13 protein-coding genes are annotated in these 17,936 nt (G+C 55.9%); 8 read left to right on the top strand and 5 right to left on the bottom strand.

Annotation, left to right across the window (positions count from 1 at the left end):
• Nucleotides 1-93: 93 nt before the first annotated feature.
• The 5 genes from pyrR to gshB all read right to left on the bottom strand — a co-directional run bounded on the left by pyrR (nt 94) and on the right by gshB (nt 3,621).
• Entirely contained in the window at nt 94-588 is a 495-nt protein-coding gene (gene pyrR / locus ACXADJ_RS14375; protein WP_028292349.1) for a bifunctional pyr operon transcriptional regulator/uracil phosphoribosyltransferase PyrR, read from the bottom strand.
• A 10-nt stretch (nt 589-598) separates the two neighbouring features.
• Complete coding sequence (gene ruvX, locus ACXADJ_RS14370) at nt 599-1,051, bottom strand: Holliday junction resolvase RuvX (RefSeq protein WP_475067136.1); 453 nt, start codon at nt 1,049-1,051, stop codon at nt 599-601.
• Nucleotides 1,051-1,608 (bottom strand): YqgE/AlgH family protein, encoded by a 558-nt coding sequence (locus tag ACXADJ_RS14365; RefSeq protein ID WP_475067135.1) that lies wholly within the window; start codon nt 1,606-1,608, stop codon nt 1,051-1,053. The genes ruvX and ACXADJ_RS14365 overlap by 1 nt, the downstream gene beginning before the upstream one ends.
• Nucleotides 1,608-2,486: an energy transducer TonB gene (locus tag ACXADJ_RS14360; RefSeq protein ID WP_475067134.1), complete on the bottom strand. Its 879-nt coding sequence runs from the start codon at nt 2,484-2,486 to the stop codon at nt 1,608-1,610. Before ACXADJ_RS14360 ends, ACXADJ_RS14365 begins: the two co-directional genes overlap by 1 nt.
• Before the next feature lie 175 nt (nt 2,487-2,661).
• Nucleotides 2,662-3,621 (bottom strand): glutathione synthase, encoded by a 960-nt coding sequence (gene gshB, locus ACXADJ_RS14355; protein WP_475067133.1) that lies wholly within the window; start codon nt 3,619-3,621, stop codon nt 2,662-2,664.
• Nucleotides 3,622-3,823: 202 nt separating this feature from the next.
• On the opposite strand from gshB, the gene pilG reads away from it, so the two are divergent.
• The 8 genes from pilG to ACXADJ_RS14315 all read left to right on the top strand — a co-directional run bounded on the left by pilG (nt 3,824) and on the right by ACXADJ_RS14315 (nt 17,748).
• Nucleotides 3,824-4,207 carry a twitching motility response regulator PilG gene (pilG, locus tag ACXADJ_RS14350; RefSeq protein WP_028292354.1) on the top strand — a complete coding sequence of 128 codons (384 nt, stop codon included), beginning with the start codon at nt 3,824-3,826 and terminating at the stop codon, nt 4,205-4,207.
• A gap of 33 nt (nt 4,208-4,240) precedes the next feature.
• Complete coding sequence (gene pilH / locus ACXADJ_RS14345; protein WP_028292355.1) at nt 4,241-4,606, top strand: twitching motility response regulator PilH; 366 nt, start codon at nt 4,241-4,243, stop codon at nt 4,604-4,606.
• A gap of 5 nt (nt 4,607-4,611) precedes the next feature.
• On the top strand, nt 4,612-5,136 hold the full coding sequence (locus tag ACXADJ_RS14340; RefSeq protein WP_036533865.1) for a chemotaxis protein CheW: 525 nt from the start codon (nt 4,612-4,614) through the stop codon (nt 5,134-5,136).
• Nucleotides 5,137-5,199: 63 nt separating this feature from the next.
• Nucleotides 5,200-7,257, top strand: coding sequence for a methyl-accepting chemotaxis protein (locus tag ACXADJ_RS14335; RefSeq protein ID WP_475067132.1), 2,058 nt, complete (start codon nt 5,200-5,202; stop codon nt 7,255-7,257).
• Between the two features lie 19 nt (nt 7,258-7,276).
• Nucleotides 7,277-8,167 carry a CheR family methyltransferase gene (locus tag ACXADJ_RS14330; RefSeq protein WP_475067131.1) on the top strand — a complete coding sequence of 297 codons (891 nt, stop codon included), beginning with the start codon at nt 7,277-7,279 and terminating at the stop codon, nt 8,165-8,167.
• Nucleotides 8,164-16,248, top strand: coding sequence for an Hpt domain-containing protein (locus tag ACXADJ_RS14325; protein WP_475067130.1), 8,085 nt, complete (start codon nt 8,164-8,166; stop codon nt 16,246-16,248). Before ACXADJ_RS14330 ends, ACXADJ_RS14325 begins: the two co-directional genes overlap by 4 nt.
• Nucleotides 16,245-17,297 (top strand): chemotaxis protein CheB, encoded by a 1,053-nt coding sequence (locus ACXADJ_RS14320; RefSeq protein ID WP_475067128.1) that lies wholly within the window; start codon nt 16,245-16,247, stop codon nt 17,295-17,297. The genes ACXADJ_RS14325 and ACXADJ_RS14320 overlap by 4 nt, the downstream gene beginning before the upstream one ends.
• Entirely contained in the window at nt 17,272-17,748 is a 477-nt protein-coding gene (locus ACXADJ_RS14315; RefSeq protein ID WP_475067126.1) for a chemotaxis protein CheW, read from the top strand. Before ACXADJ_RS14320 ends, ACXADJ_RS14315 begins: the two co-directional genes overlap by 26 nt.
• Nucleotides 17,749-17,936 lie beyond the last annotated feature (188 nt).

The raw sequence follows: 17,936 nt of genomic DNA, 5'->3' as shown, positions 1-17,936 counted from the left end.
CGGGGTGAAGCGGCGCGAATACTAGGGGCACTCTGGCGGGAAATCAATTGGCCAGCCGCCGCTCTGGCCAATCCTGCATGTTCGGGCTGTGACTTACAGCAGGCTGACAGTCAGCGGTTGAGGGCCGCTCAGTTTCACCAGCTGGCCATCGGCCAGATCCAGTGTGGCACCGCATACGTCTGGCTGCACTGGCAACTCGCGGCGACCAATATCAAACAAGGCCACCAGAGTGATGGAAGCCGGACGACCATAGTCGAACAGCTCGTTGATGGCAGCACGCACGGTACGACCGCTCATCACCACGTCGTCGACCAGCACAATGTGACGGTCTTCGATGGTGTCCGGTAGTTCGGAGCCTTTGACCTGAGGGTGCAGGCCGTGGCGGGTAAAGTCGTCGCGGTAGAAGCTGATGTCGACACTGTAAACGGCTTCCTGCTGTTGCATCAGCGAATGCAGTTTTTCGGCAATCCAGACGCCACCGGTACGAATACCAACGATCAACGGCTGTTCAATGCCACGGCTGGCCAGGTTGGCTTGCAGGTCGGTGGCCAGTTGTTGGCAGGTTTGCTCAATATCAGGTAACTGCATGGGTTCTCCCTTACTGCGATTCAGACGAACGGGGGTTTTCGTTCATCCAGCTTTCCAGAATCAATTGTGCCGCCAAACCATCGACGGAATGTTTACCAAAATCACGTTCGCCGCTGTCGGAGATCACCATGCCCTTGGCTTCGTAGCTGGTCAGGCGCTCGTCCTGGGTGTAGCTCGGCTTGTGCAGGCGGCCTTCCAGGCGACGGGAAAACTTGGCGGCGCGCAGGCTCATATCGCTCTGGCTGCCATCCATGTTCAGCGGCAAGCCGGTGACAAAGGCATCCGGTTGCCACTCTTTGACGATGGCTTCCAGCTGTTCCCAGTTGGGTGCGCCATTGTTGGCCTTGATGGGCTCCAGTGCGCGGCTGCTGCCGGTCAGACGCTGGCCAATAGCGATGCCAATGCGCTTGGTGCCAAAGTCGAAGGCCATCACGTGGACAATACGGTCGGGGACGGTACTCATCAGGCGTGGCCACTCTGGTCGGACAGGGTCATCGGGCTGACGCCCAGTTTCGCCAACGCCGCCTGATACAGGTCTTGCGGCGCGGTGCGGTAAAGCAGTTCGGCGTCGGGTTCGACGTTGAGCCAGCTGTTGGCCAGAATCTCTTCGTCCAGTTGACCTGCGCTCCAGCCGGAATAGCCCAGTGCCAGCAGGTACTCGGTTGGGCCTTCGCCCTTGCCAATGGCTTCAAGGATGTCCTTGGAGGTGGTCAGGTGGGCAAAGGAGTCAAACACCCGGGTGGCCTGCCAACGACCGGGTTCGCGATGCAGGATGAATCCCTGTTCGCTGCCAACCGGGCCGCCCGCCATCATGATGGGATTGATGTGGTCGTGGCGGAAGATTTCCAGTTGTTCACAGACCCGGGCGAAGTCGATGTCGAGGGCCTTGTTGAGCACCAAACCCATGGCGCCTTCAGCATCGTGGTCACACAAGTAGATGACTGTGTCTTCAAAAAAACTGTCATGCAGCTGGGGCATGGCGATCAGCAGCTGGTTACGCAGGCTGGTGAGTTGTTTCATTATGAACCGTCAGAGAGGTAGCGATTGCCTTTGAATCGCCAGGTACGAATGATTTCAAGGATGTCGGTGTCCTTGCGCATGTCTTTGGTAAATGGCGCAAAAGGAGCCGACATTCTTACGATACGCAATGCGGCGTCATCCAGCACCTTGCGGCCGGAGGACTCCAGAATTTCCAGGTTGTTGATGGTGCCGTCGGGCTTGATGGCAACCAGTACACGCAGGCGACAATCGTCGAAGCAGTCTTCTGCTTCGCGTGGGTAATTGAGCGTGCCCATTTTTTCAATTTTGCGGCGCCAGTTATTCACATAATAGGCGTCGCTGGCTTTCATGGTTGACGCTGCCGTCAGGCGTTGTACCCGGGGGCGCTTGGCATAAGCCTGACGCATGGTGTCGAGCTTGGCTTCCAGACTGGCCATTTCGAGGCTGCGTTGCAGCAACATCTTCTGTTCACCTTCCGGTACGTCCTGCGCTTCGGTCGGGGTCGGCTTTTTGATGTTCTGGGCCTTGAAGCGGCTGTCAGCCTGGGTCGTCAGTTTGTCGGGCTGGTGGGTATCCGGCTTTGGTGCTGAGACTTGTTGTTCCTGCACTGACGCCTGTTTGATTTCGTTGTTCTGGAACGGTGCTTCAACATCGGTGGTCAGCATCCGCGCTTCGTCTTCGGTACCGCTGCCTTGCTGGTTTTCCTGAGCCAGAAAATCCGCTTCTTCAGGGGCTTGTTCACTTTTGTAGCTGGCCAGGGTCACTTCCAGCGTGGTGCTGGCTTTGGTTCTGTCTTCGGCAGAAAAACTGATGCCGAGAACAATCAGGGCGTGCACCAGCAGGGCCAGAAACAGGGCAAAGGTAAGGCGGTCTGAGCTGGAAACAGCGGCGGAGGACATTGGATAGTTCGCGTGAGACTCAATGATTTTGATTTATTCCGGTTGCCCGGAGTCTGGCCTGAAGTGGAATATTTGTCTACCGCTTTGGTGGGGAATGATGACCTGCTACCCGCACCAGATGGGCCTGTCCAACACATCGGACAAGCCATCTGATACCGAAAGCAGGGCAATTGGCTTAGCCGGCTTGCTGATCCAGCTTGGCGCTGAGGCAGTCGATCAACAGCTTGGCGACGTCAATGCCGCTGTCGCGGCTGATTTCGCGCACACAGGTAGGGCTGGTGACGTTGATTTCGGTGAGGCTGCTGCCGATCACGTCGAGGCCAACAAAGTACAAACCGCGTTTCTTCAGCTCCGGGCCAACGGCGGCAGCAATGCGACGGTCGGCATCGCTCAGCTCGCGGGTTTCGCCACGACCACCGGCGGCCAGGTTGCCACGTGTTTCGCCACTGGCTGGAATGCGGGCGAGACAGTAAGGCACCGGTTCGCCGTCGATCATCAGGATGCGTTTGTCACCTTCGGCGATTTCCGGCAGGAATTTTTGCGCCATGATCTGTTGCTGGCCGTGGTTGGTCAGGGTTTCAATGATGACGCTGACGTTGGGGTCGTCCTGTTTCAGGCGGAAGATGGATGAACCGCCCATGCCATCCAGTGGTTTGAAAATGACATCGCCGTGTTCCTTGTGGAACTGCTTCAGCAGCTCGCTCTTGCGCGCCACCAGAGTGGGGGTCATCAGTTCCGGGAAATGGGTGGCGAATACTTTTTCGTTGCAGTCGCGCAAACTGGCCGGTTTGTTGGCAACCAGCACGCCTTGCTGTTCAGCCAGCTCAAGAATGTAGGTACTGTAAATAAACTCGCTGTCGAACGGCGGGTCCTTGCGCATCAGGATGACATCGAGATCGGCCAGTGGACGGTGCTCGAATTCACCCAGATCGAACCAGTGTTCGGGGTCCATTTGTACAGAAAGAGGGGCCATTCGGGCCATTGCGTTACCGAATGTAATATATAGATCGTCCTGTTCCATATAATACAGCTCGAAACCGGCTTCCCAGGCGGCGTTCAACAGTGCCAGGGAAGTATCTTTCTTGAACGTGATATCAGCGATCGGGTCCATCACGACCCCGAGTTTCCTGGTCATACCTGTGTCCTGCAAGTTATTGAAAATATTGATTCAGGGCCGGATTCTAACGCATTTAAGTTCAGGAACAGTGAAACAGTTTTGACATGGTTCCGTCCTAGCTTGGTACATTAATGTGTGATACAAACATTCACCGTAACGACTCCCTGTTTGCGGTCGCGGCCGGCAACACCAATTGAGATCGGATGGTTAAGGTCTATCTATGGACGACAACTTTCAAAACATTAAAGTGATGGTTATTGACGACAGCAAAACCATTCGTCGCACCGCGGAGACCCTGCTTAAAAAAGTAGGCTGCGAGGTCATCACTGCAACAGACGGGTTCGACGCCCTGGCGAAAATTGCGGATAGCAATCCCAATATCATTTTCGTCGACATCATGATGCCGCGTCTCGACGGCTATCAAACCTGCGCCCTTATCAAGAACAATTCCAAGTTCAAATCCACTCCTGTCATCATGCTCTCCAGTAAGGATGGTTTGTTCGACAAGGCCAAGGGTCGCATTGTTGGTTCGGATGAGTATCTCACCAAACCATTCAGTAAGGATGAGCTGTTGGGCTCTATCCGACAGTACGTAAAATCCTAAGCAAGTTCGCGCAGCATTTAAGGGGTATTAAGCATGGCTCGCATTCTGGTAGTAGATGATTCTCCGACAGAAACCGAGGTGTTTCGTTCCATGTTGGAGAAAAACGGTCATGAAGTCCTCACCGCAGAAAATGGTGCAGACGGTGTGGCACTGGCCAAGCAGGAAAAGCCAGATGTGGTTCTGATGGATATCGTGATGCCAGGCCTGAACGGCTTTCAGGCAACCCGTCAGCTGACCAAGGATGCGGAAACCGCTCATATTCCAGTGGTTATTGTGACCACCAAAGATCAGGAAACCGACCGGGTTTGGGGCAAACGCCAGGGTGCCAGTGGTTATCTGGTCAAGCCTGTGGCTGAGAACATCCTGTTGTCTGAAATCAATTCTGTGATGGCTGGCTGAGCAATATGACGCCTTTTGCCCTGCTGGTTGATATCGCAAATCGTGGAAAATCCAACGCATCTGCTCTGCCTCAACAACTTGAGGCTGTCAGTTACTGGCGTGGTGTCGGTTTTATGCTGGCAGGGCAGCAGTTTGTGGCTGATATGGGGCAGATTTCAGAAATTCTGCAACCGCCCCGTATGACTAAGGTACCTGGCGTGAAGAGCTGGGTGCTGGGTGTGGCCAACGTTCGTGGTCGACTCGTTCCGGTGATGGATTTGGCAGGTATGCTGGGTTTGTCCTCTCGTGCCAGCTGGCGTTCGCGCCGGGTTCTGGTGGTGGAGCAGGGGGACCTTCTGACAGGGTTGTTGGTGGACGCCGTTCTGGGTATGCAGCAGTTTCCTGTCGATACAATGCGTACGGTGACCGAGGTGGAAAAGAGCCTCGAGCAATACGTGCATTACGGCTTTGAAAAGAACGAAAAAGTCTGGTCGATCTTCCGAATCGACGAGCTGGTTCAATCTTCCGGGTTTTTACAAATCGCAGTGTAACTGTGACAAGGGCTTCTCAAGGGGCGCCCCCAACTGGCATGCAGTGAGTTTGGAGACATAAGCATGAGTTCGAAGACTGGTAGCGTCGCCTCGACGTTTTTGAAAAACGGCGTGAACGTCGGTCTCGCGGTTTTTCTGTTCATTTTCCTCGGCGTGTTCATCGCCCTCACCTACCTGGTGAGTGAGGATCAGGCGCGAGATGAACAATACATTGAACACGCGGGTGAGTTGCGGGTGCTGTCCCAGCAGATGGCCACCAACGCCGTGGAATCGGCGGCGGGTAACAGCGAGGCCTTTGATCAGCTGCGCATCGCCCGTAACAACTTTGAACAACGCTGGGGTTACCTGAAAAACGGTGACGTCGCCAACGGTCTGGCACCTGCGGAAGTAGCGTCCATGACCAACGTACAGCAGGTATGGGATAGCGTGAGCCAGAACGCGGACCAGATCACCCGCGCCCAGGACATCATTCTGTCGCTGCACGAAGTAGCCGCGACCCTGTCTGAAACGATTCCACAGCTGCAGGTGGAATATGACGAGATTGTAGAAATTCTGCTTGATAACGATGCCCCGGCTGACCAGGTGGCGGTTGCCCAGCGTCAGTCCTGGCTGGCAGAGCGTATCGTACGTTCCGTTAACAAGGTACTGGCTGGTGGTGAAGACGCGGTAATGGCGGCCGACGCCTTCGGTCGCGATGCTTCCTTGTTCGGTCGTGTATTGAACGGCATGTTGCAGGGCAACGTGGCGATGAACATCTCCAAGGTAGAAGACGAAGAAGCCGAACTGGCACTGTCTGAAGTTGCTGAACTGTTTGCCTTCGTATCCGGTTCCGTAGATGAAATTCTGGAAACTTCCCCTGAACTGTTCCAGGTGCGTGAAGCATCCGACTCCATCTTTGTAAATTCCCAGGTACTGCTGACCCAGACCTCTGAACTGACTGACGCCATTCTGAAACAGGCGGAAGATCGTTCCCTGATGCAGGCCATCGGCTTCGTAGCGGCTGGTCTGGCGGTACTGATGCTGGCCTTGCTGGGTGTTTCCCTCTATCAGGGTACCCGTCGTGACCTGGAAGACACAGAAAGCCAGAACCAACAGAACCAGATGGCGATTCTGCGACTGCTAGACGAAATTGCTGACCTTGCAGACGGTGACCTGACGGCCTCTGCAACGGTAACCGAAGACTTTACGGGTGCGATTGCTGACTCCATCAACTACGCGATCGACCAGATGCGCTCGTTGGTATCGGCGATTAACGAAACGGCGGTACAGGTATCGTCGGCGGCCCAGGAAACCCAGGCTACGGCAATGCACCTGGCCGAGGCATCCGAACACCAGGCGCAGGAAATTGCCGGTGCTTCTGCGGCGATTAACGAAATGGCGGTGTCCATTGACCAGGTATCTGCCAACGCCTCGGAATCCTCTGCGGTTGCGGAGCGATCGGTAGCGATCGCCAACAAGGGCGCGGAAGTGGTACAGGCGACCATTAACGGCATGGATAACATCCGTGAGCAGATTCAGGAAACCTCCAAGCGTATTAAACGTCTGGGTGAATCCTCGCAGGAGATTGGTGACATCATCTCCCTGATTACGGACATTGCTGACCAAACCAACATTCTGTCACTTAACGCGGCGATCCAGGCATCCATGGCCGGTGACGCCGGTCGAGGCTTCGCGGTAGTTGCGGATGAGGTACAGCGACTGGCAGAACGTTCAGCCGCTGCAACCAAGCAGATTGAAGCCCTGGTTAAAACGATTCAGAACGATACCAACGAGGCGGTAATCTCGATGGAACAGACCACCACCGAGGTGGTACGTGGTGCTCGTCTGGCCCAGGACGCGGGTGTTGCCCTGGAAGAGATTGAGAACGTATCGAAAAACCTGGCGGAACTGATTCAGAACATTTCCAACGCGGCACGTCAGCAGGCTTCTTCTGCTGGTCACATCTCCAACACGATGAACGTTATTCAGGAGATTACGTCGCAGACTTCCGCAGGTACCACTGCAACAGCGAAGTCCATTGGTAACCTCGCTGAAATGGCCAACAAACTGCGTGAATCGGTAGCGGGCTTCAAACTGCCTGAAAACGAAGAAGCAGACGTTGACGTTCAGCAGGTGTTTTAAGACCCGGTGAGTTCCAGACATGAATCACCAGATCCGTCATTCGTCAGGCAGCTCGCTTCCCGAGCTGTCTGACGAGCAATTTGTACGCTGGCAGGCCCTGTTGGAAGAGCGAACCGGTAATCGCATGCCGGTTCAGCGGCGGACCTTCTTGCAAACCAGTCTTGGCATGCGCATGCGTGAGATTGATTGCAAGGACTACTCCGAATACTACAGCAAGGTAGTCAGTGGCCCTTCTGGTGCCATTGAATGGAACACCCTGGTTGACCGTTTGACGGTGCAGGAAACGCGTTTTTTCCGCGACCCTGATGCCATTGAATGCGTTCAGCAGTTTATGGAGGAAGCACTGGAACGCTTCCCCAACGATGAAACCCTGGAAATGTGGAGTGTAGGCTGCTCTTCTGGTGAAGAAGCCTACAGTCTCTCCATGGTAGCCGATGATGTATGGGGTTCTAACGGTCGTCACTTTGCCGTGACCGGCACCGACATATCGACCTTCGTATTGAAAAAGGCGCGTGCCGGTACTTATCCGGCGTCAGCACGACACTGGATTCCGGAAGAGTACCAGCGCCGTTACTGTGTGGAAGCCGACAACGGAAAATTCCGTTTGTCCGATGCCATTCGTCAGCGTAGCTGTTTTACCCAGGTGAACATGTTGAACCTGTCTGCTTTTCCGTTGCAATCGCAGCACATCATTTATTGCCAGAACGTGTTGATTTACTTCCGTCGCTGGCGTCGTAAGGAAATTCTCAACGAATTGGCAGCACGACTGCTCCCGGGAGGCATTCTGGTGATTGGTCTGGGAGAAATTGTGGATTGGCACAACCCGCTGCTGGAACCGATTCGCGGTGGAAAGCTGACGGCTTTTATCCGTAAGCATAACGATACAAATATGGAGACCGAACGGCGATGAGTCAGGACTACATCGCCCTGGAATGGGTGAAAGGCGAGATTCAGGATACACTCCAGCAAGCCCAGCAATCTCTGGAGGCTTACGGGGAAAATCCTCAGGACAAGAGCAGACTGAAATTCTGCTTCAGCTACCTGCACCAGGTTCATGGCACCCTCCAGATGGTTGAGTTCTATGGCGCTGCCTTGCTGGCTGAAGAAATGGAAGCAGTGGCATCGGCACTGGCCGACGGTACCCTGACCAACGAACGCGATGGTCTTTCGGTACTGATGCAAGCCATTATCCAGCTGCCACACTATCTTGATCACATCAAGGTCGGCAACCGCGATTTGCCCGTGGTGTTGCTGCCGATTCTGAACGAGCTGCGTTCGGCCCGCGGTGAAAATCTGCTATCCGAAACTGCCCTGTTCAGCCCTCGCATGGTTCGCCGTGCGGTACTGACACCTGCCCAGCTGAAACGCTACAGCCAGCCGGATTTCCTGCAGTGGATTCGTAAGGTCCGCCAGATGTTCCAGGCGGCGTCAGCGCAGCTGCTGCAAAACAAACAACCCGATGTGGCGATGGAGTACCTGCTGAAGGTATTCGGCCGTCTGAACAATGCCCTTGGCCACACGCCAAACGGGGTTGTCTGGCTGCCTGCTATGGCATTCACCGAGTGGTTGCAAGCACAAGCCAGTGTCCCGGCCAGCGCCAAGCTGTTGCTGCGCGAGCTGGATGCCATGCAGAAAGAACTGATTCAGGATGGCGCCCGGGTTCTTAACCACGCGGCCTCTGACGATCTGGTTAAAAACCTGCTGTTCTACATTGCCCGCACCGCCGTTGAAGGCGAGGCTATCAAGCAAGCCCAGAAGCTTTATCACCTGGCCGACTCCTTGCCGACCGACGACGAAATCCAGAAAGAACGGGATGCGCTGTCGGGCCCGGACCGCGACACCATTGGTCAGGTTCTGAGCGCGTTGGCAGAAGAAATTGCCACCATCAAGGATCGGCTCGACCTGGCCATGCGCGATGGTAACAACGGCAGCGATACCCTCAATCAGGTAGCACCTGCCATGAAACAGGTGTCCGATACCATGGGCATGCTGGGTCTTGGCTCTCCACGCCGCACGGTACAGGAACAGCTGGCCGTGATTGAATCGATGCAGGACAGCGGTCACGCAGACCAGTCGCGCCTGTTTGATGTTGCCGGTGCCTTGCTGTTTGTTGAAGCCACGTTGGCCGGCATGATTCGCGAAGGCAATCTGGAAGCCAGTGGTGAAACCAGTGCCCTGACCGACGCCCAGAAAGCCGTGCTGCGCGAAGCGCGCAACGTGCTGGAACAAGTCAAGGACGCCATCATTGCCTACGTTGGTAATCAGTGGAACGTTGATGAGCTGCGAGATGTACCTGGCTTGCTGTACACCATCGCCGGTTCACTGCGGATGTTGCCTCTGGCCGATGTGGCAGAAGCGCTGACCGCTGGTGCTCCGTTCGTTGAGGGACTGATTGACTCTGGCGAACGGTGTGACTGGGCAACGCTGGACGCTTTCGCCGACGTTTTGTCCGGTGTTGAATACTTTATTGAACGCTACGCGGGCAACCCGGACGATCCGGGTGACCAGATCATGGACCGCGTGTGGGAATCGCTGCAAGCTCTGACTGGCGCGACACGTCCAGTAGAAAACGGCGATGCTGAAGCTGAATCACCAGCTGCTGCCGAGGCTGCAACTGTCGCTCCTGAGGCCGTAGAAGCTGTTGAAGCCGAGACGGTTGAAGCAGAGGCTGAACTCGAGCCCGACGTTGAGATTGAAGCCGGAGCTGAAACTGACGCCGTTAGCGAAACCATCGACTCCGAACAGCCAACAGAACAAGTTGCTGAGCAGCAATTCGATCAAGCAACGGACGACAGCTTTACCGTCGACAGCCTGGCTGCTGCCGGCATTGTTGTTGACGATCCAGCTACCGAAGAGACGGACGCTGTTTCTGACGAAGAGCAGACTGTAGAAGCCGTCGAGCCTGTCAGCGAAGCAAACAACCTTGCCGAAACCCTGACGGCAGAGATTGCTGTCGACGAAGCTGCGACGGAAGAAGCTGTCACCGACGAATTTGCCACGGAAGAAGAAACTGCTGCGGATGAAACTGCCACTGAAGAAGCGGTTACTGAAGCAGTCGCAGACGACGCCACAGAAGAACAGCTGAGCGCAAGCAGTCAGTCTGCAGCGCGTCAGCAGGTACCGGCAGGTCCGGTAACCGTGGCCGACCTTAAAGCGGCGGTCGACAACGACCTGATCGACGACGACATCATCGAAATCTTCCTGGAAGAAGCGGCCGAGGTCACTCAAACACTGGATGAATGGTGGCCGATCTACCGTCACAAAACCTCCGACGCGGAAGCGCTCAGCACCGTACGCCGAGCGTTCCACACCCTCAAGGGCAGTGGCCGTATGGTTCAGGCGCTGATCATTGGCGAGCTGGCCTGGTCGGTCGAGAACCTGTTCAACCGCATCATCGACAAGACCGTTCACACTTCTCCGCAGCTGTTCGAGCTGGTTGAGCATGTGATTGCTTGCTTGCCGACATTGATCAACGATTTCCGCGAACAGCAAGAGCCATCCATCGATACCCAACCTCTGATGGATTACGCCTTTGCGCTAGCCGCAGGGACTGAGTTGCCGTCACTGGCCGACGTATTGGCCGAGCCAGATACCAGCAACGAGGGGTCTTCTGTTCTTGAATCCGAAGTTGATGAGTCTGATGTCTCTGAGATTGAGGCGCCTGAAACTGACGTTCTTGAATCCGAGAGTGTTGATTCTGGGGCTGTTGAAACTGAGGTCGCTGAGGCTGAAGTTGGTGAGCCTGAATCTGATGAACTGGTTGATCCAGAAACCGCAGCTACAGACACGCTCGACTCGTTTGAATCCGGTGTTGAACCGAAAGAAAGCAACGATAGCCTGACATTGGAAAATGATCCGGCAGCCGTGTCGGAAGACGATGCATTCGACGTCGTTGATCTTGATGTGACCGATGCATCGATTGAGTCGCTGGCCGAAGAAGAAGCAGCTTTTGAAGAAGATGACGACGACAGCGCTTTGCTGGAAGTCTTCACTCAGGAAGCCAACAACCACCTGGACACCGTCGAAGGCTTTATTTACGAGTCTCGTGACCAGCTGTTCGACAACGAAGTATCTGATCAGGCCCAGCGTGCGCTGCATACCTTGAAGGGCAGTGCACACATGGCAGGTATTTCAGGCATTGCCGGTTTGGCAGGCCCGATGGAACGCCTGTTGAAGGAAATGCGTGCCTACAGCTTCCGCAACAGCTCCGAATTGATCGACTTGCTGGATAGCGGTTGCCAACTGATTCGCAGCGGACTCGACAGCATCGACGTGCTCGGCAGTGATCCGGTTGAAGGAACCGACGCCTTCCTGAGCCGCCTGACAAGGTTCGAAACCGATCTGATGGCTTCCCTGGGAGCCGAGCAGGAAACCGGTGCTCGCACCGTTGATCCACAAGCCATTTCCAGCTTCCTCGCCAGTGGTATGGACTCCTTGCTGGATGCCGACCAACTGTTGATGCAATGGCAGCAAAGTGGCGATTTGTCTGTGCTGGATGCCTTGTGCAGTGATTTGTCGGAAGTCGCTGAGGGTGCTGAAAAAGCCGATCAGGGCACTATCACCGAGCTGGCGCTGACGCTGCACAGCTTCTATCAGCACGTCAGCCGGGCACCTGAGTCCCAGCGTGCAGAGAATCTGAAAGCCTGGAGCACTCTGGCCCTGGATGGCCAGGAAGAATTGCTGAACATGATGGACTGTCTGGCCGCCGGTCAGGCGCTGCAGTCTCCTGCCATTCAAAACGATATTCAGGCACTGACCGATTCCTTGCAGACCGCTGATGCTGAGCTGTTGGATGAAGCCGCTGAGTCTGATGATGTGGTCGAGGCAGTCGATACTGTTGAATCAGAGCCTGCGCTTGAACTTGCCGACGGGCTTGGGTTGAGCGAAGCACTCGAGCCGGAAATCACTCTCGATGTTGAACTGGACGGTCCGACTGGCCTTGAAGACAGCGCTGGCTTCGAAGAGTCCATTGATCTGGACAGTGCGTTGGAATTGGACGCCTCCGAGACCGAAGAGCCTGTGCTGGAGCAATCGCTCATTCAGGACGAAGAACTCGTTCTGGATGACAGCCTGACGCTGGGCGAAGAGCTGGTTCTGGAAGAAGAGCAGGAACTCGACGAAGCCTCACTGGATGCTGACGACGAGCTGACCTTGTCCATAGACAGTTCAGTCGACAGCTCGCTGGATGGCTTTAGCATCGAAGAAGATGCTGACACTACGGAAAGCGGTCTGGATGGCTTGGTGCTGGATGGCATGGTTCTGGAAACAGACGATGCGCTTGAGTCCTTGCTAGAAGGCGCTGATGATCCGTTGCAGGTCGAACCCGTCATTGACGCCCTCGACGATGCTCCAGCCGATGCCCTGACAGCTGAACTGGATTCCGGCTTTGAGCTGGAAACCGATATTTCAGTGCCTGATGTCCTTGAGGGCGATGTCTTTGCTTCCGAAGAGCTCTCTGAAGAAGTTTCTCTGGAATCTGACTTGCCGCTTGATTCCGACTTGTCTCTGGATATTGATGCTGAAGACAACGCCGGGATTGTTCTTGAATCTGAGGGCTTTGACCTTACCGCTGAAGGCTCTGACTCCGGCGCTGAGAGCACTGAAAACGACACGCTGAATGAGGCTGTGTCTTCTCTGTCGCCAATGGAATACGCCGCGCCGCCAATGATGGATCTGGCCGAAGACGGTCAGGACGAAGTGGTCGAAATCTTCCTGGAAGAATGTGAAGAACTGCTGGAGTCCATCGACGAAGCGTTGGATGAATGGCGTGCCGACCCGGACAATTTGGTTAGCGTTGCGCGTTTGCAGCGCGACCTGCACACCGTCAAAGGCGGTGCGCGCATGGCCGAACTGGGCGATGTGGCCGATGTGTGCCACGAGCTGGAAACCATTTACGAGCGCGTTAACAACGGTCGTTTGGGCATCCGTGACGGTATGTTCGACTTGCTGCAGCGAGCCCATGACAAACTGCATGCGCAGGTGGACGACATCAAGGCTGGCATACCATTGGCAGCAGCCACTGGCCTGTTGATGGACCTGCGTGGTTATCTGCAAGGTGAAGTGGTGATCGACCCTGATGCGGATCAGGACGATGACATTGCTGACTATGCGGCACCGATGTCCAGCGAGACCAGCCTGGATCAGGCTGAGTCTGCTGCAACCGCGGACTACGATGAGCCGCCGTTGATGGCCGACGCTCCTGCCAGCATTACGCCGGTAGCGATGGACGAGTCGGACCGTGAAATTCTCGAAATCTTCATCGATGAGTCTTCCGAGTTGCATGAAGGCCTGGATCAAGCCATTCACGACTGGGAGCAAGATCCATCCAATATGGCCGCTGCCGAAGAAGCCCAGCGGGTACTGCATACCCTGAAGGGTGGTGCGCGTCTGGCGGGCTTGCTGGATATTGGTGATCAGGCTCATGAGTTTGAAAGCCGGATTGTACGAGTGCAGCAGGGCTACCTGAATGCAGACGCCGACTTCTTCCGTCAGGCTCATCTGACTCAGGATGAGCTGGTTCAGAAAATCGACGACATTGCGGCACTGATGGAGTCGGGTGCGCCGATCATTCTGGGTGAAGACCGAATTGAAACGGCGTCTGACGACTTTGTGCAGCCAACGCTGGATATGCCTGCACCTGACGCCGAGCCAGATACTGCAGACAACGCGTTTGACGAACCGGCTTCTGAAGATTTCGACTCTGAGGACGTTGCCTCTGATGAGTCAGCTGAGCTGACTACGGATGCGGTTGCCGATGACGTCAAACTCGACGCTCTGTCCGCAGATGAACTGTCTGACGATACCCCTGACGGTGATGGGTTCGCTTTTGAAAGCGAAAGTGGCGTTGAATTTGTTAACGAAGAGCAGCCGTCAGAGATCGAACCGGATTCCGGCTTTGCGGTGGAATCCATCGACGAAGCGACCGACAGCGTAGCCTTTGAGCCGGTTGAAGCGGACGAATCCGCCGATGCCCAAACGGAACAGCCATCCAATGTGGTGCAGCTGCATCCGTCTGTGCCTGCGGTTGTTGAGCCAGAAGAGCCGGAAACGTCTGACGAAAGCCAACTGACGACCACCCCGAAACTGTCTGGCACACCACTGGTGGATGTGGCCACTGCCGCACAGCAAGTGGCTGCCCGTCGTGCGCCGCAGGAACTGGTGAAGGTATCCGCAGACCTGCTGGATGACCTGGTGAACCTGGCTGGTGAAACCTCGATTGGCCGTGGTCGTCTGGAACAGCAGGTTTCCGACTTCTCCTACAGCCTGGAAGAAATGGAAAACACGCTGGATCGTCTGCGTGACCAGCTGCGTCGTCTGGATATGGAAACCGAAGCCCAGGTGCTGTTCCGTCAGGAACGCCAGGGCCCGGACTACGAAGACTTCGATCCACTGGAAATGGACCGCTACTCAACCATTCAGCAGCTGTCCCGTGCACTGGTTGAATCGGCATCCGACTTGCTCGATCTGAAGGAAACCCTGGCCGATAAAACCCGTGACGCTGAAACCCTGCTGCTGCAACAGAGCCGGGTAAACACCGAACTGCAAGAGGGTCTGATGAAGACCCGCATGGTGCAGTTCCAGCGTCTGGTGCCGCGTTTGCGTCGTATCGTGCGTCAGGTATCCCAGGAGCTGGGCAAACAGGTCGACTTCCGCGTTCTGAATGCCGACGGTGAATTGGACCGTACCATTCTGGAACGGATGATCTCGCCGCTGGAGCACATGGTTCGTAACGCCGTCGATCACGGTATTGAAACCATTGAAGAACGTCGTGCGGCTGGCAAGCCGGACGTCGGTCAGGTGCAACTGGACGTCAGCCGCGAAGGCGGCGACGTAGTACTGACCCTGCGCGATGATGGCAAGGGCGTAAACCGTGACGCGGTGCGTGCCAAAGCCATCGAACGTGGCCTGATGACCGCCGATGCCAAGGTGTCGGATCACGACCTGCTGCAGTTCATCCTGCAAGCCGGTTTCTCCACCGCCAAGAGCGTTACCCAGATTTCCGGCCGTGGTGTTGGTCTGGACGTGGTGAGCACCGAGATCAAACAGATTGGTGGTTCGGTCGAAATTCACTCCGAAGAAGGTCAGGGCACGCAGTTTGTCGTGCGTCTGCCGTTCACTGTATCGGTTAACCGTGCCTTGATGGTACGGGTTGGCGATGACCTGTTCGCGGTACCACTGAACAACATTCGCGGTATTGTGCGGGCGTCCGCCAAAGAACTGCAGGGCTACTACCAGTTACCTTCCGGTGAACGCTTCTACGAATACGGCAGCGAAAAGTACGCGCTGGAATACCTCGGCGTGATGCTGGAAAACGAAAGCCAGCCGAAAGTGGTTAACCAGAACCTGCCATTGCCGGTGCTGCTGGTGAATGGTCCGGTACCGTACGCACTGCAAGTGGACACCCTGCTGGGTTCCCGTGAGATCGTGGTAAAAACCCTTGGGCCACAGTTTGCGTCCGTCATGGGGGTTTCCGGCGGTACCATCCTTGGGGATGGTAACGTGGTGATCATTCTCGACTTGCCAGCCCTGATTCGTACCCAGGCATCGCTGGAGTATCAGCAAGCTCGCTTGCTGGATAACCAGTTGGCCGAACAGCGCATCGAGCAGGAAAAGCGTCCACCACGCATTTTGGTGGTCGATGACTCGGTGACGGTACGTAAGGTAACCACTCGTTTGCTGGAGCGTAATGGCATGGAAGTGCTGACCGCCCAGGATGGTGTGGACGCCATGGCGATGCTGCAGGACCACATGCCGGACCTGATGCTGCTGGATATCGAAATGCCACGTATGGATGGCTTCGAGCTGGCGTCGATTATTCGTCATGACTCGCGCCTGAAGCACATTCCAATCATCATGATTACCTCGCGTACCGGTGACAAACACCGTGAACGGGCGCTGTCGATTGGGGTAAACGAGTACATGGGTAAACCGTTCCAGGAAGAAGGCCTGTTGGGCACCATGCAAGGGCTGTTGGACGGGGACGCTCAGTGAGCACACCCAGGGTCGGCATTCTTGCCGATGACTCGCTGCAACAACACCTGCTGAAACAGACCATCAGCCACCTCGGTTACGAGGTGGCGCTGGCAACCAGCCCGGATCGCTTCGAGCTGATCCGGGAGTCTGCGGTTAACCTCGACGCCTGGCTGGTCGACGTCAAACAGGAGTCGGATGAGGAATGTCCGGCCTGGTGGGACGACCTGCTGGGTGGCGATGTGCCGGTTCTGGTGGGGCTGGAAAAAGCGCCCGCGCGGGAATCAGCGACCTTCCCCCGCTGGCAAAAACGCCTCTACCAAAAACTGCACGAGCTGGTGCGTACACCGGTTCGGGTATCGGAGACCGCCGACAATTTGCGCCAGCTGAGCGCGGTTGAGTCGATATCGGTCGCACAGGGCAAGATTCCACTGCCACACTGCTTGCAGGACAGCTCTGCGGGGCTGGCCACAGAGGTTTGGGTTCTGGGGGCATCCCTGGGTGGCCCGGGGGCGGTGAAAGCCTTTCTGGATGCTTTGCCTGGGGGGTTACCCGTCGGCTTTGTGTATGCCCAGCACATCGACGCTCGCTTTGAAGGGACGCTGGCCAACACGGTTGGCCGCCATTCGGCGCTGCGTTTCGCAGGCTTTGAAGCGGGCTACAAACTGCATAATGGCGACGTGCTGGTCGCCCCGATCACCAACGAATTTGAATTTGCGCCCACCTTTGAAATGATCGACAAGGGCCAGCCATGGCCGGGTCCTTATGGCCCTTCGATTGATCAGGTGATTCTGAACGTGCATCAGCGCTTCCCGCATCGGATGGGCGTGATGCTGTTCAGCGGCATGGGCAACGATGGCTCCGATGCCATCAGCACCATCGCAGCCTCTGAGGTACCGGTCTGGGTACAGACCCCCGGTTGCTGCGCCAGTGATTCGATGCCGCAAAGCGCACTGGATACCGGCAAAGTATCCTTCCATGGAACCCCTTTCCAGCTGGCCAACCAGCTGGTCAATCGATTGAAGAACCAACGGGTCAGAGTGCATGAGTCAGACACCAGCCAAGATTGAACACGCCGGTCAGGTTGATTGCCTGATGGTGCCATTGAACGACCGCCAACTGCTGCTGCCGAACGTCACCGTGGCAGAAATCATCCCGTTCTCGCAGTTGATGACAACCAATTCCAGCGTTGACTGGATTCTGGGTAGCCTGCAATGGCGTGGGGTACAGATTCCGGTTGTTTGCTATGAAATGCTCAACGGCCTGGCCGCACCTCGGCCAAGCCCCAACGCCCGCTTTGCAGTGATCAACGGCGTGGGTAACCACGCTGACATGCCGTTTTACGCCATGCTGGTGCAGGGTATTCCGAAGCTGAAGAAAGTCGATGAGAAGAACATTCAGGAAGTCGACTCCATGCTGCCAAAAGGCAACATGGACCGCATGTCGGTATCGGTAGAAGGTGAAGCAGCGTTTATTCCGGACCTGGATGCGCTGGAAGCCCAAATGCTGACGGCACGCTAGGGACCCTCTGAATAACTCGGTGCCCGCTCTGGATGACAGGGCGAGGCTGAGTCACGAAGCTGATTTGCAGGCCTGACGGGTCAAGTCAAAAAGCAGCGACACAGAGTCAGAAATGCCCTGCCATCCCCTTAGGGCGCGGCCTGCAGACCGCCAGAACAGTGTTGGCGAACTTGAAAAGGACTCGTCAT

Source organism: Oceanobacter sp. ABM4_470 (assembly GCF_056158645.1).
Note: the sequence above shows the minus strand (reverse complement) of the source record. Positions and strands in the feature narration are given on the sequence as shown.